The organism is Pseudoduganella sp. SL102, assembly GCF_027856995.1.
GTDB classification, from domain to species: Bacteria; Pseudomonadota; Gammaproteobacteria; order Burkholderiales; family Burkholderiaceae_D; genus Rugamonas; species Rugamonas albidiflava.
On sequence record NZ_CP115554.1, the window covers coordinates 6,984,524 to 7,006,792 of the forward strand.

Sequence of the window (22,269 nt, forward strand, 5' to 3'; positions counted from 1 at the left end):
TTAAGGCTTCGAGCCTGTGGGTCAGATAGGTGGCCTTGCCTGTTTTTTCATTGAAGTCCGTACGGTATCTTGGGACGGCGTTCTTACGCTAAGCCCGCATACGAGAGAGGAAATGATGGAAATGGCAGTAACCCCGGTAGTTGGCGTTGATGTGAGTAAGAAGAAGCTCGATATTGTTCTGCTGGTCAGTGGCAAAGCGAAATCGAAGACGCTCAGCAATACGCCGGAGGGTTACCAGGAACTGGTTCAATGGTTGGTCAAGCAGAAGGTCTCTCCAGACAGCGCTCACGTGTGTCTGGAAGCGACCGGTGTCTATAGCGAGCCGCTTGCTCTGTGGTTGCACGATGCGGGCATTATGGTGAGCGTCATCAATCCAGGCTGCATCAAAGGTTTTGGGCAGTCCGAAAACATCCGCAACAAAAACGATCAAATTGACGCCGGGCTGATCGCCCGATTCTGTGCTGCGAAGAGGCCGCCAGTTTGGGTGCCACCTCCAAAGGAACAGCGTGAACTCAAGGGTTTGAGCGATCGGCTGCTTGCGCTCAAGGACATCAGGCAACAGGAAAAGAACCGGATGGAAGCTCATGATTTTGCCGGTCAGGCCGACTTGGTGAAAAACGTCGATGAGCACGTGCAATGGCTCGATCAAAAGATCACCGAGCTGGAAAAGGAGATCGACGATCACATCGACAGGCATCCTGGCCTGAAACATGACGCCGATCTGATGCGCAGTATTCCGGGCATTGGCAGCACTACGATAGCTAAGGTCCTGGGCCACATTGGTGACATTAGGCGCTTCGGATCGGCCAAGGCACTTGCGGCATTTATTGGAGTCAGTCCAAAGCAAAAAAGCTCTGGAACATCAGTGCGCGGTCGGACAAGCATGAGCAAGATCGGCAACAATGATCTGCGTAGTGCACTGTACATGCCTGGCATGGTCGCCAAGCGGTACAACACCTTGCTGAAGACCTTTGCCGAGCGCCTGAGCGCCAATGGCATGGCTCCCAAGGCCGTCACCGGCGCCGTCATGCGCAAGCTGGTTCATCTGATTTACGGCGTGGTTTGCTCTGGCAAGCCATTCGACCCGAATTTTTTGAATTCGGGCCTTGCAAAACAAGACGGTATCTGACCCCAGTCCTTCGCTGTTGGGGTAAATGCATGCGCTCCCAACGGGTCGGGTAACGCTTAATTTAGCGGCATTGGCGCCCGGTCCCGGATCCTCACCCGGCGCGGATGAAATCGATGAAAGCCCGCAGCGGCGCCGGCACGAGGCGCCGGCCGGGGTAGTACAGGAACGGGCCGGAAAAGCCCGGCCACCACGGTTCCAGCACGGGTTCCAGGTCGCCACGGGCGAGGTAGGGCCGCAGCCAGTCCTCGAACAGGTACACGATGCCGGTACCGGCCACCGCCGCGGCCACCGCCAGGTCGGCCCCGGCGCCCAGCCGCACGCGCAGCGGCCCCCTGCGGATCGATGCGCACGGTTTCGCCGTCGCGCGCGAATTCCCACTCATTGACTACACCACTGCCCGCACCACTGGCAAAGTAGCCCGCCAGGCAGGCGTGCCCCAGCAGCTCGCGGGGATGCGCGGGGCGCCCCGCGCGGTCCAGGTAGGCCGGCGACGCGGCGGCGGCGAAACGCTGCACGCGCGGGCCGATGGGCACGGCGATCATGTCCTGTTCGAGCCGCTCCTCGTAGCGGATGCCGGCATCGAAGCCGGCCGCCAGCATGTCGACGAAGCTGTCCTCGACGGCGACGTCGACCACGATGTCCGGATACGCGGCCGCGAAGCGCGGCAGGATCGACGGCAGGACCAGCCGCGCCGCGGCCAGCGGCACGTTCAGGCGCAGGGTGCCGGTGGGCCGGTCGCGAAAGGCGTTGACCACGTCGAGCGCCACCTGCACTTCGTTCAATGCCGGCGCCAGGCGCTCCAGCAGGCTGCGGCCCGCCTCGGTGGGTACCACGCTGCGCGTGCTGCGGTTCAGCAGGCGCACGCCCAGGCGCGCTTCGAGCCGCCGCACCGCCTCGCTGAGGCCGGACGCGCTGACGCCGGCCAGGCGCGCGGCATCGCGGAATCCACCGGCGCGCGCCACGGTGACGAACGCGTTCAGGTCCCCCAGGTCGACTTTCATGTGCCGCCACCTCCTGTTTGTGTGCGCTTTATTGTCAATTCATTGTGCGATTTTTCGTACAACCCATCCACACTTTACCGGATTGTCGCGCAGGCGGCACGGCCCTATCCTTCGTTCATACCTACCCACCAAGGAGAACGGCATGTCGAACACCCCTCACACGACCTGGCAACTGGGCGACCGCACGGTCAAGCGCCTCGGCTACGGCGCCATGCAGCTGGCCGGCCCGGGCGTCTTCGGCCCGCCGAAGGATCTTGAGGCGGCCCGCACGGTGCTGCGCGCCGCGGTGGCGGGCGGTGTCGATCACATCGACACGTCCGATTTCTACGGACCGCACATCACCAACCAGCTGATCCGCGAAGCGCTGCATCCCTACCCGGCCAACGTGACCATCGTGACGAAGATCGGCGCGCGCCGCGACAGCCAGGGCAACTGGCTGCCGGCCTTCTCGCGCGAGGAACTGACGCAGGCGGTGCACGACAACCTGCGCAACCTGGGCCTGGAAGCGCTGGAAGTGGTGAACCTGCGGGCGATGTTCAGCGTCCACGGCCCGGCCGAAGGCTCGCTGGAAGAGCCGCTGGCCGTGCTGGCCGGGCTGCGCGAACAGGGGCTGGTGCGCCATATCGGCTTGTCCAACGTGACGGCCACGCAGGTGCGCGAGGCACGCCGCATGGTGCCGGTGGCCTGCGTGCAGAACCATTACAACCTGGTCCACCGGGGCGACGACGCGCTGATCGAGGAATTGGCCGCCGATGGCATCGCCTACGTGCCGTTCTTCCCGCTCGGCGGCTTTTCGCCGCTGCAGTCGGACACGCTGTCGGCCGTGGCGGCACGGCTCGATGCGACGCCGATGGCGGTGGCCATCGCCTGGCTGCTGCAGCGGTCGCCGAACATCCTGGTGATCCCGGGCACGTCATCGGTCACCCACCTGCGGCAGAACCTGGCCGCCGCATCGCTGGCGCTGCCGGCCGACGCGGTGGCGGAGCTGGACCGTATAGCCGCTATCGCTTGAAGACCTGCCGCCCGCCCAGCCACGTTTCCAGCACGCCGATGCGGCCGATCCGCGCCGGCGGCACCGTGAACAGGTCGCCGTCGGTCACGATGAAATCGGCCCACTTGCCCGGTTCCAGCGAACCGATCACGTTTTCCTGCCGGGCCGCGTAGGCCGCATCGAGCGTGAAGCAGCGCAGCGCCTCCTTGACGCTCATGGCCTGCTCGGGATACCAGCCTTGCGGCGGCCGGTCCTGCATGTCCTGCCGCGTGACGGCGGCGTGCATGCCCTGGAACGGATTGGGCGACTCGATCGGGAAATCGGACCCGCAGGCGATGCGCGAGCCCTGCTTCAGGAAAGTACGCCACGCGTAGGCGCCACGGATGCGCTCCTTGCCCACGCGCTGCTCGGCCATGTTCTGGTCCGACGTGGCGTGCGTGGGCTGCATCGAAGGAATGATGCCCAGTTCGGCGAAGCGGGGGATGTCGGCCGGCGATACCACCTGGGCGTGCTCGATCCGGTGGCGCAGGCCGGCGGCCGGGTACTGCTTCAACAGCGCCGCGTAGCCGTCCAGGATCTGCCGGTTGCCGGCATCGCCGATCGCATGCACGTTGACCTGGTAGCCGGCCTTCATGGCCTTGGCCATCCTGGCCCGCATCGCGGCATCGTCATGGAACAGCAGGCCGTGCGTGTGCGGGGCGTCGCTGTAGGGCGCCATCAGCGCGGCGCCGCGGCTGCCCAGCGCGCCGTCGGCGAACAGTTTCACGGACGACAGCGCATACAGGTCGCCGGCATGGCTCTTCAGCGGGCCGGCGGCGGCCAGCCGGTCGAAGTCCTCCCCGGTATCGCCGATCATCGCGTACACGCGGGTGGTCAGCTTGCCGGCATCGGCATAGGCGCGGTACAGCCGGTCCTCGGCCACGCCGATGCCCGCGTCGTGCACGCTCGTCAGGCCGGCGCCCCGCAGCACCGCCAGCGCGCCATCGAGCGCGGCGCGCGACTCGGCCTCGGTGGGCCGCGGCAGCACGCGGTTCGCCAGGTCCATCGCCGCATCGACCAGGATGCCCGTGGCATTGCCCTCCGCATCGCGTTCGATCTTGCCGCCGGCCGGGTCCTTCGTGTCTTTCGTGATGCCGGCCAGCGCCAGCGCGCGGCTGTTGACCCATACCGCATGGCCGTCGACGCGGCGCATCAGTGCGGGACGGTCCGCCACCGCCGCGTCGAGCTCCGCGGCGGTGGGAAAGCGGCCCAGCTTCCACGTCTCCTGGTTCCAGCCATTGCCGACCACCCAGCCGCGCCGCGGGTTGGCTTTGGCGAAGGCGGCGATCGTTTTCACCGCGCCATCCAGGCTGGTGGAACTGTACAGCTCCGCGCCGGTGGCGATCTCCCCAAGGCCGAACACGTGGCCGTGCGCATCGATCAGCCCCGGCAACACCGTCCGGCCCTTCATGTCGACATGGGTGAAGCCTTGGGCCTTGGCCGCGACCTCGCGCGCCGTGCCAACGGCCACGATGCGGCCATTCGCATCGAATGCCATCGACTGGAAGCGCAGCAGCCGGTCTTTCGCATCGAGTGTGTAGCCGTTGGCGTTGTCGATCACGGTGCCGGGCGCGGCATGGGCCTGCAGGGCGAGAGCGAGGGCGGGAAGAAGGAGCAGTCGCATGGCGATCCTTTGGGGTGCGAAAGCCCGGAGTGTAGCGAAGATTTCCTATGTTGCGTCGTGAAAGATGATGCCCAGCGTATGGCGGCTGCCACTGCGCAGCCGCGACACGCCGTGCCGCATGTTGACGCGGTAGACGCCGCGCGTGCCATGCACCGGACGGTGATGCACAGGGAAGATCACGCAGTCGCCCTGCTCCAGCGGCACGACCTCGGCGCGCGACTGCATGCGCGGGCGCTGTTCGGTCAGCACGAATTCGCCGCCGGTGAAGTCGGTGCCGGGCCGCGACAGCAGCAGCGCGGCCTGCAGCGGAAACACATGTTCGCCATACAGGTCCTGGTGCAGGCAGTTGTAGTCGCCTTCGCCGTAGCGCAGCAGCAGCGGCGTGGGCCGGAGCTGCCCGGCGGCGTGGCAGCGCGCCAGGTACTCCGCATGGCGGGAAGGATAGCGCTCGTCGATGCCGAGCGCCGCATGCCAGCGGTTCGCGATCGCCGCCAGCGGCCCATACAGCGCGGTGCGCAGCGCCTGCACGGGATCCGGCAACGGGTAGCGGAAATACTGGTACTCGCCGCGGCCGAAGCCGTGCCGCGCCATCACGATGCGGCTGCGGAACTGGCCGGCGTCGTCGTAGGCGGCCGCCAGGGATGCGCAATCGTCCGGCGCCAGCAGCCCGGCCACCCGCGCGCAGCCGAAGGCGTCCAGTTCCTCCTCGACGCGTTGCCAGTCGGGGGTCATTCGCGCCCCTCGCGCACGGTTTCCCGGTCCAGCAGGGCCTGCTTGCGTTCGACACCCCAGCGGTAGCCGGAAATCGTGCCATCGTTGCGCACCACGCGGTGGCAGGGAATCGCCACCGCGATCGCGTTGGCGGCGCAGGCCCCGGCCACGGCACGCACGCTCTTCGGCGCGCCGACCAGCGCCGCCAGCTCCGTGTAGCTGACCTTGCGGCCCGCCGGGATGGTGCGCAGCGCCTGCCACACGCGCTGCTGGAAGGCGGTGCCCCGCACGTCCAGCGGCAGGTCGAGGCCCGTTTCCGGCGCCTCGACCAGGCCGATCACCTGTGCCACCACGGCTTCATAGTCGGCTTCGGCGCCCACCAGGTCGGCGTTCGGGAAACGGTCCTGCAGGTCGCGCGCGAGCGCCGCGGGATCGTCGCCCATCAGGATCGCGCAGATGCCGACATCGGTGCTGGCGACGAGGATCGCGCCCAGCGAGCATTGCGCGATGGCGAAGCGGATGGTGGCGCCGCTGCCGCCGCGGCGGAAGGCGGTGGGGGTCATGCCCAGCGATTCGCGCGAGGTGGCGTAGAAGCGGCCGCTCGAGTTGTAGCCGGCCGCGTAGATCGCCTCCGTTACCGACGGCTGTTGCGCCGCGCCGGCCAGGTGCTCGCGCACGCGCTGCTTGCGCCGCGCCGTGGCATAGGCCTTCGGCGTGATGCCCGTCTGCGCCTTGAAGATGCGGTGCAGGTGGAAGCGGCTGATGCCGCTGGCGGCGGCCAGCGTAGCCAGGTCGGGTTCCTCGTCCGCCGCGTCGATCAGCCGGCAGACCTCGGCCACCAGGGCGGCGTGGCGTTCGGCCAGCGCCGGGCCGTCGGGCTTGCAGCGAAGGCAAGGCCGGAAGCCGGCGCGCTCGGCGTCGGCGGGCCCGGCGTGGAAGGCAACGTTGGCGCGCAGCGCCGGCCGGGCCCCGCACGAGGGCCGGCAGTACACGCCGGTGGTGCGCACGGAATACACGAAGAGGCCATCGGCGGCCGCTGCGCGCTCCCGCACGGCGGCCCAGCGGGCGTCGTCGGTAGCGAAGTCGGGTGCCGGGTCGGCGGTGGCGGCGGATGCGGAAGTAAGATTGTCCATGGCGGCTCCAGGCAAACATTGTATGCCGCCATGGTAGGCGGCGCTCGTGCGGCAGGCACCCCGCCGCTTGCTTTTGAATTCGGTAAGGCCCTAGAATGCCGCGACCATGGCAGCAGAGGAGCAGGACTTGGAAGCACGGCACGATGCAGCAGGCACCCCCATCTTCCAGCGGATCAAGGATTTCCTGGTGGCGCAGATCGCCGCCGGGCACTGGAAGGAAGGCGACGTGATCCCCTCCGAGCAGGCGCTGGTGAAGCAGTTCGGCGTCTCGCGGATGACCGTCAACCGCGCCGTGCGCGAGCTGACGGCGGAAGCCGTGCTGACCCGCCGCCAGGGCTCCGGCACCTTCGTGGCGCCGCAGAAGGTGCAGGCCACGCTGCTGGAGATCCGCAGCATCGCCGACGAGATCCGCGCCCGCGGCCACACGCACCGCAGCACGCTGCAGCGGCTCGAGCAGGGCCCCGCCCAGGAATTGCTGGCCAAGGGCTTCGAGCTGCCGGCCGCGCACCTGCTGTTTCATTCGATCATCGTTCATTACGAGAACGGCGTGCCGATCCAGGTGGAAGACCGCTGGGTCAACCCGCTGGTGGCGCCCGACTACATGGCCCAGGATTTCACCCGCGTGACGCCCAGCGAATACCTGCTGGCGACCGCGCCGCTGCAGGCCGCCACGTACAGCCTGGAAGCGCTGGCGGCGCCGCGCGACATCGCCGACATGCTGGCGATGGAAGCGCGCCAGCCCTGCCTCGTGCTGCGCCGGCGCACGCGCTCGGCCGGCAAGGTGGCCTCGCTCGTGACGATGTGGCATCCGGGCCACCGTTACCAGTTCGCCGGCAGCGTCGCGACGGGTGCACACGCCTGAGTTTGCCGCTCGGTGTTGTATATTCCCTCTTCATTCCCTGTTCGCCCGTCCCTGTCCGGCCATCCAGGCCGACTTCACGAAAGGAAGCCGTTGCCGCTCCACGCCACCCGTTCCGCACGCCGCCGCCTGTTGCGCCTGGCAGCAGCCCTGCTGCTGTGCGCATGCGGTCCGGCATGGGGGCTGGATCGGGTCAATGTCCAGCTGAAGTGGCGCCACCAGTTCCAGTTCGCCGGCTATTACGCCGCGCAGTACAAGGGTTTCTACCGGGATGAAGGGCTGGCGGTATCGCTGCTCGAGGCACAGCCGGGGAGCGACCCGGTACAGGCCGTGCTGTCCGGCCGCGCCCAGTATGGCGTGGGCAACAGCAGCCTGCTGCTGCACCGCGCGGCGGGCCGGCCGGTGGTGGTGCTGGCCTCGATCTTCCAGCATTCGGCCGCCGCGCTGGTGGTGCGCCGCACGCCGGACGGCAGCCCGCTGCACTGGACCGGCGCCCGCGTGATGCTGGCACCCGGCAACGACGACGAATTGCAGGCCTACCTGCTGCGGCAGGGTGTCAAGCTGGCCGACCTGAAACTGCTGCCGCACAGCCAGCGGCTCGAGGATCTGCTGGAAGGCAAGGTCGACGCGATGTCGGGCTACATCACGGACGTGCCGTACACGCTGGACCGCCTGGGCGCGCCGTACGAGATGCTGGTGCCGCGCGCGGCCGGGATCGACTTCTATGGCGACAACCTGTTCACCACCGAGCAGGAATTGCGCGAACACCCGGAACGGGCCCGCGCGATGCGCGCCGCCACGCTGCGCGGCTGGCGCTATGCGATGGCGCATCCCGAGGAAATCGTCGACCTGATCCGCGCCCGCTATCCGCAGGGCCACTCGCGCGAACACCTGATGCACGAGGCACGCCAGACCGCCAGGCTGCTGGAGCAGCCGCTGGTCGAACCCGGCTACAGCAATCCGGTGCGCTGGCAAGCGATCGTGAATACCTACATCACCCTGGGCATGCTGCCGCGCAGCGTGCCGCTCGATGGTTTCCTGTACCGCGAACCGCCGCCGCGGCCGCGCTGGCCGTGGATTGCCGGCGGCGCGCTGGCGGCACTGCTGGCCGCCGCGGCCATCTGGCGGCTGCGCGGCGCGCGCGTGCAGCCCCTGCCGGAGCCTGCCGGGACGGTGTCCGGGCTGGCCGCCGAAGATGCGCTGGAGGCGGCCTGCGAAGCGGCCTGGGAGTGGCATCCGCAAAGCAATGAGGTGCGCCTGTCGCCGCGCGCCGGCGAACTGCTCGGCCATGGCGTGGACGGCTTCGCGCCGCGCGACCGCGATGCCTGGCTGCAGCACGTGCACCCGGACGACCGCCTGCAGCTGATGCACGAACTGTCGCGCATCGCCCTCGATCCCGTCGACCAGACGCTGCTGGTGCACGAATGCCGGATGCGCTGCCGCGACGGCAGTTTCCGCTGGATCGTGGTGCGCGGCCGCGTGACCGAGCACGCCGGTGCGCTGGCCATGCTGGCGCGCGGCACGCTGGGGCCCGTGTGCGACCGCGCGGTGGCCGAGCGGGAGCGCCTGTCCGCCGTGCTGGAGGCCATGCCGGGCGGGATTTTGGTGGCGGACCGCACCGGCCGCGTGAAGCAGGTCAACCGCGCCGCCGCCGCCTGCTTCGGCTACCAGCCGGGCGACATGGCCGGGCTGTCGATGGAACTGCTGGTGCCGGAAGTGATGCGCAGCGCACCCGGGCTGCCGCGCGAACTGTTCTCGCGCCCGAACCTGCCGGGCCGCGTGCTGACGGCACGGCGCGGCGATGGCGCCCACTTCCCCGCCATGGTGCACCTGGCGCCGATCGAGATGGCCGGCCAGGGCCTGTCGGTGGTCTCGGTGCGCGACATGACGCGCCGCCAGCGCACCGAACAGGCGCTGCATGCCAGTTCCGAGCGCTACCGGCTGATCGTGCAGACCGCCACCGAAGGCATCTGGATGCTCGATGCCGGCAACCGCACCTCGTTCGTCAATCCCACCATGGCGCGCATGCTGGGCTATGAGCCCGACGAGATGCTGGGCCGCCCGATGAGCGCCTTCCTCGACGACGAAAGCGTGGCCCAGCAGGCGCGGCAGAACCAGCGCCGCCGCCCCGGCGAGGCCGAACAGGGCGATGCGCGCTTCTACCGCAAGGATGGCTCGTCGATGTGGGGGCTGGTGTCGACCACGCAGATCCATGCCGACGATGGCGTGTACACGGGCACGCTGGCGATGATCACCGACATCACGGACCGGCGCCTGGCCGAGGTGGCGCTGCGCAATTCGAGCCAGCGCATGGCTTCCGTGTTCAATGCCGTCACCAATGGCCTGGTGGTGCTGAACGGCGAAGGCGTGATCCTCGAATGCAATGCGGCGGCGGCCCGCATGCTGGGGCCGGCGGCGGCCAGCGGCGCACGGCTGTGGCCCGGCACGCACGAGGATGGCCAGCCGTTCGTGGCCGACCAGCACCCCGTGCTGCGGGCGCTGGCCACCGGCCGCTCGGTGCGCGACGTGGTGATGGGGGTCACGGGCGACAACGGCGGTACCTGCTGGCTGTCGGTGAACGCCGAACCGATGCGCGACGAACTGGGTGCCGCGACGATGGCCGTGGCCAGCCTGACCGACATCACCGAGCGCAAGAACAGCGCCGACGCGCTGCGCCAGGGCGAGCAGCGGCTGCAGGAAATCATCCAGATGATGCCGATCGGGCTGTTCCTGAAAGGCCCCGACCGCCGCATGCTGCTGATGAATCCCGCCTGCGAGCGCCAGTTCGGCTACACCATGGCCGACCTGCACAACGGCACGTACGCGCACCTGCACACGCCGAAGGAAGTGGCGGAATTCGCCCGGCGCGACCGCGAGGCCTTTGCGCGCGGCGAGCAGATCGACTACGAGGAAACGCTGTTCAACCCGGCGCTGCGCCAGCACCTGACGCTGCGCACGTTCAAGAAGCCCGTGTTCGACGAGCATGGCGAGCCGGTGTACCTGATCTGCATGTCGATCGACATCACCGAGGGCAAGCGCCAGGAACAGGCGCTGCGCGAACTGAACGAGCACCTCGAGGAACGCGTGGCGCAGCGTACCGAGCAGCTGGACCAGGCCAAGCAGGTTGCCGAGGAAGCCAGCCAGGCCAAGGGCCAGTTCCTGGCCAACATGAGCCACGAGATCCGCACGCCGATGAATGGCGTGATCGGCATGGCGCACCTGGCGCTGAAGACCGATCTCGACCCGCGGCAGCGCGATTACCTGGAAAAGATCCGCTTTGCCGGCGAACACCTGCTGGGCATCATCGACGATATCCTCGACATCTCGAAGATCGAGGCCGGCAAGCTGGAGATCGAGCAGGCCGAGTTCCCGCTGGACCAGGTGATCGAGACGCTGACCACCGTGGTGGCGCCGAAGGCGGCCGCCAAGGACCTGCGCCTGGACATCGACGTCGATCCGGACGTGCCGCCCGTGCTGCGCGGCGATTCGCTGCGGCTGGGCCAGGTACTGATCAACTACGCCAACAACGCGATCAAGTTCAGCGAGCGCGGCACGATCGGCCTGCGCGTGCGCCGCCTGGGCGGCAGCGACACCCACTGCCTGCTGCGCTTCGAGGTCAGCGACGAAGGCATCGGCATGACGGAACAGGAAATGGGCAAGCTGTTCCAGTCGTTCCAGCAGGCCGACACGTCCACCACGCGCGCCTATGGCGGCACCGGCCTCGGCCTGGCCATCTGCAAGGAGCTGGCGCAACTGATGGGAGGCGAGGTCGGTGTCACGAGCGTGCCCGACGCCGGCAGCACGTTCTGGCTCACCGCGCAGCTGGGCGTCGGCAGCGCGCGGACCGATGCGCTGCCGCCGGTGCCGGCCGCCGAAGCGGCGTCGCTGAAAGGCGCCCATATCCTCCTGGTGGAAGACAATACGTTCAACCAGCAGATCGGCCTGGAGATGCTGGAAGAAGCGGGCGCGGCGGTCAGGCTGGCCGGCAATGGCGCCGAAGCGCTGGCGGAACTGGCAGAATCGCGCTTCGACTGCGTGCTGATGGATGTGCAGATGCCGGTGATGGATGGCTTGGAGGCGACCCGCCGGATCCGCGCCGACGCGCGCCTGGCCGGCCTGCGCGTGCTGGCGATGACGGCCACCGCCACCAGCGACGAGCGCGAACGCTGCCTGGCGGCCGGCATGGACGACTTCATCGCCAAGCCGATCCAGCCGGCGCTGCTGGTGCGCACGGTGGCGGCGTGGCTGCCGGCGCGGCGCGCGCTGGATGCCGGCAACGATGGCGATGGCGATGGCGATGGCGATGGCAACGGTGCCGGCGATGGCGATGGCGCGGGCGCCGCGCCGCGCCGCCCGCATGGCACGCTGGTGGGCGACCCGGCCGTCGTCGACCTGTCGGTGCTGGCCCAGGTGCTGGGCTACCAGCCCGACAAGATCCGCAATTTCGCCGTCAAGTTCCTGCAAGCGGCCGAGGCGGGACTGGCGGAACTGGATGAGGCGCTGGCCGCCGGCGACATCGGCCGCGTACGTGAACTGGGCCATCGGCTGAAGGCGGCCGCGCGCACCGTGGGTGCGTTCGGCATGGGCGAACTGTGCGAGCGCATGGAGACGCTGCCAGCGGCCGGCCCGGCGGCGGAGCGGGGTGCCTGGGCGCTGATCGGGCAATACCGCCCGCTGCTGGGGCAGATCAGGGAACACATCTTGAACCATACGACGATTGGCGACCATTGACATGAACCACCCGCTGCGCATCCTGCTGCTGGACGATGACGTCTTCATGCTGGAACTGCTGACGGAAATGATCGGTAGCCTGGGTTATCCCCACGTGCACGCCGATACCGACGCCCGGAGCGCGCTGAAGGCGCTGCCGACATTCCGGCCGGACCTGCTGATCTGCGACCTGTCGCTGCCGGAAATGGATGGCATCGAGTTCCTGCGCACCGTGGCCGAGAAGGGTTTCACGGGCAGCGTGGTGCTGCTTTCCGGCATGGACAGCGGCATCCTGCGCGCGGCGCGCACGCTGGCGGCGGCCCAGGGACTGACGATCCTGGGCGCCTTCAGCAAGCCGCTGGCGCGCACCGCGCTGGCCGAGCTGCTGGCGGCGGCCGGCGCCAGGTCCGCACCGCTACACGGCGACAGAAAATAGGTTATTATTTGATCCATCCCCGCTTGATTCCCTCTTGCAAGTCTCGTTATCCGACTTGGCTGAAGCGCAGTTGATACCTTGGTTGATACTTTAGTTGATACGCTAGTTGATGTTTTTCATTGATACTTTCGTTGATACGCGGTTGATACGCGGTTGATACTGAGCAGATATTCGATCGATGTTTTTGATCGATGCCTCGATCGATGCTGTGATTGATAATGTGACTTGACATTGAATTGTTGCGCGACGGCTCCATCTCCCTGTCAATGGGCTGGTGGGTCTCAAGGCTGAGGCACCGGGCGCGCCAGGCGAACTTAATCTGATCCCGAAAGGGGAAAACAACATGAGCGAAAACATCAAACACATTACCGACGCGTCGTTCGAAGCCGACGTGCTGAAATCCGACCGCCCCGTGCTGGTGGACTTCTGGGCCGAGTGGTGCGGTCCGTGCAAGAGCATTGCACCGATCCTGGAAGAAGTGGCCAAGGAATATGACGGCAAGCTGACCATCGCCAAGCTGGACGTGGACGCGAACCAGACCGTGCCGGGCAAGTTCGGCATCCGCGGCATTCCCACGCTGATCCTGTTCAAGAACGGCGTGCCGGCTGCCCAGAAAGTAGGCGCGATGGCAAAAGGCCAGCTGACCTCTTTCATCGACAGCAATATTTGAGTAATATAGGTGGTGCTGCGCCCGCAGCACCACCTGCCTGGCCGGGTCCGAGGCATCCGCCCCCCGAGAATATAGAGTCCACGCAGTTCCCTCCCCTACCTTACTTTCCCGTCACGGGACACTCAAACACCTATGCATCTATCTGAATTAAAGGCCTTGCACGTTTCGGCGCTGCTGGAAATGGCCATCAGTCTGGATATCGACAATGCGGCCCGCCTGCGCAAGCAGGAGCTGATGTTCGCGATCCTGAAGAAGCGCGCCAAGTCCGGCGAGCAGATCTTCGGCGATGGCGCCCTGGAAGTGCTGCCGGACGGTTTCGGCTTCCTGCGTTCGCCAGACGCCAGCTACATGGCGTCCACCGACGACATCTATATCTCGCCGTCGCAGATCCGGCGCTTCAACCTGCATACCGGTGACTCGATCGAGGGCGAAGTGCGCACGCCGAAGGATGGCGAACGCTATTTCGCGCTGGTCAAGGTGGACAAGGTCAACGGCGAATCGCCGGAAGCCTCGAAGCACCGCATCCTGTTTGAGAACCTGACGCCGCTGCACCCGAACGAGCCGCTGCGCCTGGAGCGCGAGATGAACGGCGCCGAGAACATCACCGGCCGCATCGTCGACCTGATCGCGCCGATCGGCAAGGGCCAGCGCGGCCTGCTGGTGGCGTCGCCGAAGTCCGGCAAGTCCGTGATGCTGCAGCACATCGCGCACGCCATCACGGCCAACCACCCGGACGTGACGCTGATCGTGCTGCTGATCGACGAACGCCCGGAAGAAGTGACGGAAATGCAGCGCTCGGTGCGCGGCGAAGTCGTCGCCTCCACCTTCGACGAACCGGCCACCCGCCACGTGCAGGTTGCCGAGATGGTCATGGAAAAGGCCAAGCGCCTGGTCGAGATGAAGAAGGACGTGGTCATCCTGCTGGACTCGATCACCCGCCTGGCCCGCGCCTACAACACCGTGATCCCGGCTTCGGGCAAGGTGCTGACCGGCGGCGTGGACGCCAACGCGCTGCAGCGCCCGAAACGCTTCTTCGGCGCCGCCCGCAATATCGAGGAAGGCGGCTCGCTGACGATCATCGCCACCGCGCTGATCGAAACCGGCTCGCGCATGGATGACGTGATCTACGAGGAATTCAAGGGCACCGGCAACATGGAAGTGCACCTGGAGCGCCGCCTGGCCGAGAAGCGCGTCTACCCGGCGATCAACCTGAACAAATCCGGCACCCGCCGCGAGGAACTGCTGATCAAGCCGAACGAGCTGCAGAAGATCTGGATCCTGCGCAAGCTGCTGTACTCGATGGACGAGATCGAAGCGATGGAGTTCATCCTCGACAAGATGCGCGCCACGAAGACCAATACCGAGTTCTTCGACATGATGAGGCGCGGCGGCTAACGCCCCCCGAAACCGGAGCCTGGCGCTCCGGTTTTTTTTGCGCATATCCCGTCAGATCCTGGGGTCAGCCCCCCGACACCGCTGGCGGCCGAGCTTGCCGCCAACGGCGTTGGGGGTCTGACCCCGATTCCTGCCTTTGGTTTCTCAACCGCCATTTCCACCCAAGCAAATCCTGGGGTCAGACCCCCGACACCGCTGGCGGCCGAGCTTGCCGCTAACAGCGTTGGGGGTCTGACCCCGGCAACTGTTGCTGGGAAAAACATCTTCGCTAGCCCGCGTCCGCAAAATTCCGGTATAATCCCCGGCTGTTTTTAACCCCGGCAAGTGGGCGGCAATCGGGTCGAGAAGCTGTTGGACCGCCGAAGTGCTGTTTGGCTACCAAACTTTAGAGAGTAAGCACCATGAAACAAGATACCCATCCGGATTACCGCGAAGTCGTCTTCCACGACCTGTCCTGCGACTTCAAGTTCGTGACCCGTTCCACGATCCAGACCCGCGACAAGATCACCCTCGACGGCAAGGAATACCCGCTGGTCAAGATCGAAGTCTCGTCGGAATCGCACCCGTTCTTCACGGGCCAGCACAAGATCGTCGACACCGCCGGTCGCGTGGAAAAGTTCCGCCAGAAGTTCGGCAAGGTCGGTTCCAAGACCGCCGTCTCGCAGGGCTAATCGCCTCGTGCGCGAAAAAAGGCAGCTGCGGCTGCCTTTTTTTATTGTTATCGCCGATACTCCTGTTTCCAACGTCAGCAATACCGATTAATGAAGCCAGTCCGCCTTCCCGCCTCTGCCGTCCTCGCCCTGCCCCGCTGGGCCCTGATCGCCCTGGCCATGCTGTACATCCTGCCGGGCGTGATCGGACGGGAACCGTGGAAGAACGACGATGCCGCCAGCTTCGGCATCATGTGGACGATGGCGCACGGCACCTGGCAGGACTGGCTGTGGCCGAACATCGCCGGCATGTCGATGCCGGAAGAAGGCCCGCTGATGTTCTGGCTGGGCGCGCTGTGCATCAAGCTGTTCGGCGGCCTGTTCGGTGATGTGCTGGCGGCCCGCATCGCCACCATCGGGGTATTCCTGCTGGGCGCGCTGTCGCTGTGGTATGCCACGTTCAACCTGGGCCGGCGCCCCGAGGCGCAGCCGCTGAAGCTGGCCTTCGGCGGCCAGCCCGAGCCGGACGACTTCGGCCGCACGCTGGCCGATGCCGCGCTGCTGATCTATCTCGGCTGCCTGGGCTTCCTGCAGCACGGCCATGAAACCACGGCCGAGCCGCTGCTGACGGCGCTGCTCGCACTCACGCTGTACCGCTCGATACGCTACATGGAAAAGCCGTGCTGGCGCAATGCCGCGCTGATCGGCCTGGCGCTGGGCCTGATGACGCTGGCCCGCGGCTGGGTGCCGCCCGCCTTCGTGCTGGTGGCCCTGTTCATCTGCACGCGCTTCCTGGCGATCCCGGCCGGCAAGGCGCTGCCGCACTTGCTGGCTTCGCTCGGCGTGGCGTGCGCCGTCACGCTGCCGTGGCTGGTGCCGGCGTTTGCTGCGCGGCCGTATGGCCAGGCGCCGCTGGTGGCCTGGAATACGTGGAACATGGCGCAGCTGGCGCTGCCGAGCCTGCGCCCGCTGCAGATCTTCTTCCGCGACGGCGTGTGGTTCTTCTGGCCCGCCTGGCCGTTCGCCCTGTGGGCCGCCTACGCGTGGCGCCGGCAGAACGACCTGCTGCACATCGTGGTGCCGACCACCTTCGTCACCGTGTCGATGATCATGCTGCTGATGCACCCGGCGCCGGAACATGCCCAATTGCTGATGCTGGTGCCGCCGCTGGCCATCATGGCCGCGTTCGGCCTGCTGACGGTGCAGCGTGGCGCGATCAACGCGATCGACTGGTTTTCCGTGATGGTGCTGACGCTGTGCGCGGCCATGCTGTGGCTGTTCTGGTATGCCCAGCTGACGGGCTGGCCGCCGAAACCCGCCCGCAACGTGCTGCGCCTGGTGCCGGGCTATGTGCCGGAAGTGAACTGGCTGGCGCTGATCGTGGCGGCCGCCGCCACCCTGGGGTGGTTCCTGCTGGTGCACTGGCGCGTGTCGCGCCGGCCGTCGGTGCTGTGGCGCGCCGTGGTGCTGTCCTCGGGCGGCGTGATCCTGATCTGGATCCTGTGGATGACGCTGTTCCTGCCGCTCACCAACTACAACAAGAGCTATGCCACGGTGGCACGCCAGGCCGCGGCCGTACTGCCGCCCGATACCGATTGCGTGACCAGCAACGCCGGCCCGGCCCAGCGCGCCTCGTTCGCCTACTTCGGCAAGCTGCCGTTCAACAGCGTAGATCACGCGCAGTGCCGCGTGCTGCTGTGGCAGGACTACACGCGCGGCGTGCGGCGCGACCCGCCCGGCAACTGGACGCTGCTGTGGGAAGGCCGCCGCGTCAGCGAGCGCAGCGAGCGTTTCCGGCTGTTCCGCCGCGACACGCCGTGACCGGCATGCGCACCACGCTGGCAGGTGCCGCGCTGGCCGTTGCCGGCACCTTCGGCCTCGCCCTTGCCCTTGGCGCCGGCCAGCCGGCCATGGCGGCCGCCACGTCCGCCACGTCCTCCGCCGCCGCACCGGTTGCCTGGCCGCGCCTCGCCATCACGGGCGAACATACGCCGCCCACCAGCATGCTGGTCGACGGCAAACCCGCCGGGCGCCAGACCGACAAGGTGCGCGAAATGCTCGAGCGGGTCGGCGTGCCGCACACCATCGACTTGCTGCCCTGGAAACGCGCCTACATGAAGGCGCAGCGCAATCCGCTGACCTGCGTGTATTCCACCACCCGCACCGCCGAGCGCGAAGCCGGCTTCAAGTGGGTGGGCCCGATCGTGCAATCGGACTGGGTGCTGATGGCGCGCGCCGACCGCCCCTTGCGGCTGCGCACGCTGGAAGATGCGCGCCCCCTGCGCATCGGCACCTACGCCGGCGACGCGCGCGACGAATTCCTGCGCAGCCGCGGCTTCACTGTCGAGGCCGTGCAGGACGATGCCGTCAATCCGGAAAAGCTGCTGCTGAACCGGATCGACCTGTGGGCCGTGGCATCGCGGCCGGAACTGGACACCATGCGGCGGCTGGGCCGCGATGGCCAGCTGGTGCCGGTACTGGTGTTCAACCGCGTGGGCCTGTACCTGGCCTGCCATCCCAGCGTGCCGGACCGGCTGGTGGCGCGCATGAACGCCATGCTCGACACGATGCGCCGGGACGGTTCGCTGGACCGCATCGACCGCCGCTACGATGGACGGATCAACAACGGCATGCGCACGGGTAAAAACAGCGGACAAAACACAGAAAAAAACGCAGAAAAAAACGCTGGGAAACAGCCTTTGTAAATCAGGCTAGACAGACCGGAATCAGCCGTTGCCTTGCTGTTGCATCTGGGGATTTTTTCTTCAGGAAACTAAAGACAAAGCTTGTGGAGCCCGGTATAGTCCACATATACGCTACGTTGCCGCTCGGCATTAAAGACCGTCCACAGGTCATCAGATACAAGCTGCCGCCCAGGCAGCGCCCGTGCCCCGCCCAACGACACCTCCGGCAGTGCCCCATTCGCGTGCCGGATTTCCAGCTGGTGCTGATGTGCCCCACAACCGCATATCGAGCCCCGGTGAACGACAATCATCCGTGTATCAGTAACAGTCGAGTCTGCCTACATGTTCAATCTCTACAAACTTCAGCTTGCGCTCAAGAACACCTGGGTGCGCCTCGCCCTCGTCGTGCTGGCTGTCGCGGCCGTCGTTTTCGCCGTTATCCGGACCGAAGTCGCGCAAGACACGAGCCCGGTCGTCCGTTCGCAGAACATCTCGGAAATCACGGCCCTGGTTGGCCAGCGTGCGCGGCTCGATTACCTGCTGATCGCCCGTCCGCTGTCGGATTCGCCGCGTTATATCTACAAGTTCAAGGATTCTTCGCAGTTGCACGTGGTGAAGGTGCCCAGCACTTCCCACCTGAGCCTGGAGCGCGAAGTGCTGCTGCGTAATGGCCTGCCGTACGCGATCGCCAAGGAAGACTACCTGTCCAAGCACAAGGCCGTGCTGCTGGACGATGGCGGCACGATGGCGGGCGTGACGGCTTTCGTGCAACGCCACGCATTCGACATCTTCCTCGTGGTACTGCTGCTGTTCGTGCTGAAGTTCGGCATCCCCGGCATGGGCGGCGCTTCCGCTTCCGTGATCACCCCGGACAAGCTGAAGGGTTCGATGGACGACCTGATCGGCATGGAAGACATCAAGCAGGAAGTGCTGCACCTGGAAGACATGATCCGCAACCGCGCCGTCTACAAGCAGCACAACATCGACAAGCCGTTCAACGTGATGCTGACGGGCCCTGCCGGTACCGGCAAGACCAAGCTGGCCGGCTACCTGGCCAAGCGCCTGGGCTACCCGCTGATCTCGGCTTCCGGCTCGGCGCTGGAGTCGGGCTACATCGGTGGCGGCTCCAAGTCGCTGAACGCGCTGTACCGCAAGGCTGCCGCCCGCGGCAACTGCATCATCTTCCTCGACGAAGCGCAGGCGCTGTTCATGCCCCGCGGCCGCGGCGAGAAGAAGTGGGAAGACGATACCGCCAATACCCTGCTGGGCCTGCTGGACGGCGTGAAAAGCGACGAAGGCAAGGGCGTGATCTGGGTGGTGGCATCGAACTTCGACGACAACAATTCGCAGATGGATGAAGCGATGCTGCGCCGCTTCTCCGTGAAGATCAACTTCCGCCTGCCGAACAAGCAGGAACGCAAGGAACTGCTGAGCTCGTTCCTGAAGCGCAAGGAAGACGGCCTGGTGGACTGGAACGACATGAACCTGGACCAGATCGCTGAAATCACCCAGAACCTGTCGCCGGCCCTGCTGGAAACCGTGGTCGACCGCGCTTCACTGCTGTCGATCCAGGACAAGACGGTGATCAATACCGACCTGATGTTCCGCGCCTTCGAGCGTGCCACGATCGGCCTGACCGACCGCGCCACCACGGCCGAGAAGACCCGCCAGCGCGAGCGGATTGCCTTGCACGAACTGGGCCACTTCTTCATGCAGATCGATCCCTACCTGCGTGCCGGCCTGACGCTGGACGAAGTGAAGGAAAAATCGCACCTGCTGAAAATCAGCACGGAATCGGTCTCGAAGCTGAACGCCCTGGGCTATGTATTGTCCGCCGGTGACGACATGTCGCTGCGCACGCTGGAAGAACTGGAACGCGACGTGATGCAGCTGTACGGCGGCGTTGCGGCGGAAGAGCTGTTCTACGGCGCCCGCGGCATCTCGGTGGGCAGCCAGAACGATATCCAGAAAGCGACCTCGATGCTGCACACGATGGTCAACAGCCTGTCGATGTATTCCCGTTCCAAGCTGGACTACAGCCAGTTCAAGAACGAGATGAGCGGCGAGCACACGCTGGTGCAGGTGGAAGCCAAGGCCGACGAGCTGTACAGCGAGACGCTGAAATCGATCGGCGATTACCGCGACGTGATGGAATCGCTGAAGGACGTGCTGATGGAACGCTACGTGCTCACCAAGGACGACGTGTTCAAGCTGCTGCATGAACGCCTCGATCCGGTACCGCTGCGCCTGGCAGCCTGAGACCGGCACCTCCCCCAATGACAAAAGGCCCGCTGATGCGGGCCTTTTTCCGTTGATGCTCATCGCATCAGCGGCGCGCGATCATCTGCACATTGGTCAGGTTGGCGGCCACGCGGGCAGCCGGCAGCCGCTCGAAACCGTTGATGGTGACTTCGTCGCCATGGTCGCGGAAGCTCAGCTCGGCACCGCTGTCGGTCACGAAGGCGCCGGGGCCAATCGCACGCAGCCGGGTGGACACCATGCGCTGGGCGGTACCGTCGGCACGTTGCTGCGAGCGATACGAGTCTTTCAATTGCACGAAATAGTGATTGCCGCGCTGGGTGAACTGGGCCACCTGGCCATTGCTCAGGACGTAGGTATTGGCGAACTCGTCGAACTCGCCGATTCCCAGCGTGTACGACTGGCGCGGCGCGGTGACGGCGACGCTGGCCTGGTCCGGCTGGGCCGGCGCTTGTGCCTGGGCCGAGAATGGTGCCAGGATGCTGAGGGCGAGTGCTGCTGCGCCGATAAACGATTTGTTCATGTGAATCTCCGAAGTGGTTTGCCAGGTGGTCACCGCCTCTTCTGTAATGTGCGGCGACCTATGCAAGGTAACAAAGACAACTTCGGGAGGGCAGCGAGAAGCGATGAAACGTCGAATATGCGGGATGAAACGCATTCGCCCCCGTCTGGAACGGCTTTCATCCGGGCACCATGTCGGGCTAACTTGACGCGAACTGCGCAGTTGCCATTCCGCTCCGCCGCGCGGTCGGGATCGCGCACCGGGTCGCTGCAAAGCGGCTCGGATCGTGCGTAGAACTGCCTTTTGCGGCTCCGCGGCGGTCCATGCCCACCTGCTCTACAGCGGCGCCCTCGCGCTCCCCGCACAAAAATGACTCTTGGTAAGTTTTGTTTTGGTAGCGTGACAATTGGCGAGAATGATTGCATTAATTACATGTTATTCTGCCAACTTACCCATCCACTAATTACTCAGGAAGAGTCATGTTGAACAAGAATAAGGTTGCGCTGGCGTTGGCATCGGCAATGTTTGCAGGCAGTGCATTCGCAGCACCCGTGGTACTGGATTTCGAAGGTATCGGCACTCAGGCGCAGATCCTGGATTTCTACAATGGTGGCACGGATAGCGAAGGGAACAGCGGCACCAATTACGGCATTTCCTTCGGTCCCGACGCGCTGGGCCTGATCGACGAGGACGCGGGCGGCACCGGCAATATCGCCAACGAACCTTCCGGCGAAACCGTGATGTTCTTCCTGACCGGCAGCGCCATCCTGAACAATGCCGCAGGATTCGACACCGGCTTCTCGTTCTATTATTCGGCGGCATATGCCGCCAGCGTGGACGTGTATTCCGGCTTGAACGCGACCGGCACCCTGCTGGGCACGATCCACCTGTCGGCGCAGCACACCAGCAATTGCGTGGGCGATCCGTACGGCCAGTATTGCAACTACACGGCGGCTGGCTTGAGCTTCGAGGGCGAAGCCCGTTCGATCGATTTTTCCGGTACCGCCAATTACGTCGTCTTCGACAACATCACCTTCGGCGCGGCCACTCCGCCTCCTCCGGTACCTGAACCCGGCACGTACGCCATGCTGGGCCTGGGCCTGGCCGGCATGGCCGCGTACCGCCGCCTGGCGAATCGCAAGGCTTGATCGTCCATCCAGCGCCGCGCAGGCGGTGCCGCTACTGACGGCACCGCCTGCCAACGGGAAGTCTCGTTTCCCGAACGGGGATCCAGTCCATGCGACTGGACACCCCGGAAAAACCTGATACCTTCCTCTGCAGGATCACCATCTGCAACCCTTTCAGGTGCAGCCGCCGCGCAGCCAGCGATGCCTGTCGTGCAGCATGCGGCTGAGCCCGTTGTCTCTTCACCCAGCCAGCTCACCTCTTCCACCAAACCGGTACCGAAGTCCTGGCGAGTAATGGCGGATGCAGCTTGCCAAAATATAGTTAATGAGATTCATTCTCATCTATAAT

Annotated in this window: 16 protein-coding genes and 1 pseudogene; 12 read left to right on the forward strand and 5 right to left on the reverse strand. The window is 65.8% G+C overall.

Annotated features, from left to right (window positions below):
- Positions 1-112: 112 nt before the first annotated feature.
- A complete protein-coding gene (locus tag OU994_RS29600) occupies positions 113-1,129 on the forward strand; it encodes an IS110 family transposase (RefSeq protein ID WP_281608807.1) in 1,017 nt (338 codons plus the stop codon).
- A gap of 91 nt (positions 1,130-1,220) precedes the next feature.
- On the opposite strand, the pseudogene OU994_RS29605 reads toward OU994_RS29600, so the two are convergent.
- Positions 1,221-2,130 (reverse strand): annotated as a pseudogene (locus OU994_RS29605) (LysR family transcriptional regulator).
- 142 nt (positions 2,131-2,272) lie between these two features.
- Between OU994_RS29605 and OU994_RS29610 the strand changes: the two are divergent.
- Entirely contained in the window at positions 2,273-3,142 is an 870-nt protein-coding gene (locus OU994_RS29610) for an aldo/keto reductase family oxidoreductase (RefSeq protein WP_281608808.1), read from the forward strand.
- On the opposite strand, the gene OU994_RS29615 is transcribed toward OU994_RS29610, so the two are convergent.
- From OU994_RS29615 to ada, 3 genes are read right to left on the reverse strand one after another with little or no spacing between them, the layout of a single operon-like run.
- Positions 3,132-4,784 (reverse strand): amidohydrolase, encoded by a 1,653-nt coding sequence (locus tag OU994_RS29615; RefSeq protein ID WP_281608809.1) that lies wholly within the window; start codon positions 4,782-4,784, stop codon positions 3,132-3,134. The two genes, OU994_RS29610 and OU994_RS29615, sit on opposite strands and share 11 nt — an antisense overlap.
- Before the next feature lie 45 nt (positions 4,785-4,829).
- Positions 4,830-5,516, reverse strand: coding sequence for a 2OG-Fe(II) oxygenase (locus OU994_RS29620; RefSeq protein WP_281608810.1), 687 nt, complete (start codon positions 5,514-5,516; stop codon positions 4,830-4,832).
- Entirely contained in the window at positions 5,513-6,628 is a 1,116-nt protein-coding gene (gene ada / locus OU994_RS29625) for a bifunctional DNA-binding transcriptional regulator/O6-methylguanine-DNA methyltransferase Ada (protein ID WP_281608811.1), read from the reverse strand. Before ada ends, OU994_RS29620 begins: the two co-directional genes overlap by 4 nt.
- Before the next feature lie 127 nt (positions 6,629-6,755).
- Here ada and hutC point away from each other — a divergent pair, with 127 nt between their 5' ends.
- The 9 genes from hutC (at position 6,756) to OU994_RS29670 (ending at position 20,291) form a co-directional block, all read left to right on the forward strand.
- The gene (gene hutC, locus OU994_RS29630) at positions 6,756-7,490 is read left to right on the forward strand and encodes a histidine utilization repressor (protein ID WP_281608812.1); all 735 of its coding nucleotides are present in this window, start codon (positions 6,756-6,758) and stop codon (positions 7,488-7,490) included.
- A gap of 90 nt (positions 7,491-7,580) precedes the next feature.
- Positions 7,581-12,218 (forward strand): PAS domain S-box protein, encoded by a 4,638-nt coding sequence (locus tag OU994_RS29635; RefSeq protein WP_281608813.1) that lies wholly within the window; start codon positions 7,581-7,583, stop codon positions 12,216-12,218.
- A 1-nt stretch (position 12,219) separates the two neighbouring features.
- Positions 12,220-12,633, forward strand: coding sequence for a response regulator (locus OU994_RS29640; RefSeq protein WP_281608814.1), 414 nt, complete (start codon positions 12,220-12,222; stop codon positions 12,631-12,633).
- A gap of 343 nt (positions 12,634-12,976) precedes the next feature.
- Entirely contained in the window at positions 12,977-13,303 is a 327-nt protein-coding gene (gene trxA / locus OU994_RS29645) for a thioredoxin TrxA (protein ID WP_107140476.1), read from the forward strand.
- A gap of 132 nt (positions 13,304-13,435) precedes the next feature.
- Complete coding sequence (gene rho, locus OU994_RS29650; protein ID WP_130187463.1) at positions 13,436-14,698, forward strand: transcription termination factor Rho; 1,263 nt, start codon at positions 13,436-13,438, stop codon at positions 14,696-14,698.
- 401 nt (positions 14,699-15,099) lie between these two features.
- Positions 15,100-15,369, forward strand: coding sequence for a type B 50S ribosomal protein L31 (locus OU994_RS29655; RefSeq protein WP_131143808.1), 270 nt, complete (start codon positions 15,100-15,102; stop codon positions 15,367-15,369).
- A gap of 90 nt (positions 15,370-15,459) precedes the next feature.
- A complete protein-coding gene (locus OU994_RS29660) occupies positions 15,460-17,169 on the forward strand; it encodes a glycosyltransferase family 39 protein (RefSeq protein ID WP_281608815.1) in 1,710 nt (569 codons plus the stop codon).
- Positions 17,170-17,174: 5 nt separating this feature from the next.
- Positions 17,175-18,053, forward strand: coding sequence for an ABC transporter substrate-binding protein (locus OU994_RS29665; protein ID WP_281611754.1), 879 nt, complete (start codon positions 17,175-17,177; stop codon positions 18,051-18,053).
- A 321-nt stretch (positions 18,054-18,374) separates the two neighbouring features.
- Positions 18,375-20,291, forward strand: a complete 1,917-nt coding sequence (locus OU994_RS29670; protein ID WP_281608816.1) for an AAA family ATPase — start codon at positions 18,375-18,377, stop codon at positions 20,289-20,291.
- Between the two features lie 67 nt (positions 20,292-20,358).
- Here OU994_RS29670 and OU994_RS29675 read toward each other — a convergent pair whose 3' ends face one another.
- Entirely contained in the window at positions 20,359-20,814 is a 456-nt protein-coding gene (locus OU994_RS29675) for a hypothetical protein (protein ID WP_131143805.1), read from the reverse strand.
- 458 nt (positions 20,815-21,272) lie between these two features.
- On the opposite strand from OU994_RS29675, the gene OU994_RS29680 reads away from it, so the two are divergent.
- Positions 21,273-21,941, forward strand: coding sequence for a PEP-CTERM sorting domain-containing protein (locus OU994_RS29680; protein ID WP_281608817.1), 669 nt, complete (start codon positions 21,273-21,275; stop codon positions 21,939-21,941).
- Positions 21,942-22,269: the final 328 nt, after the last annotated feature.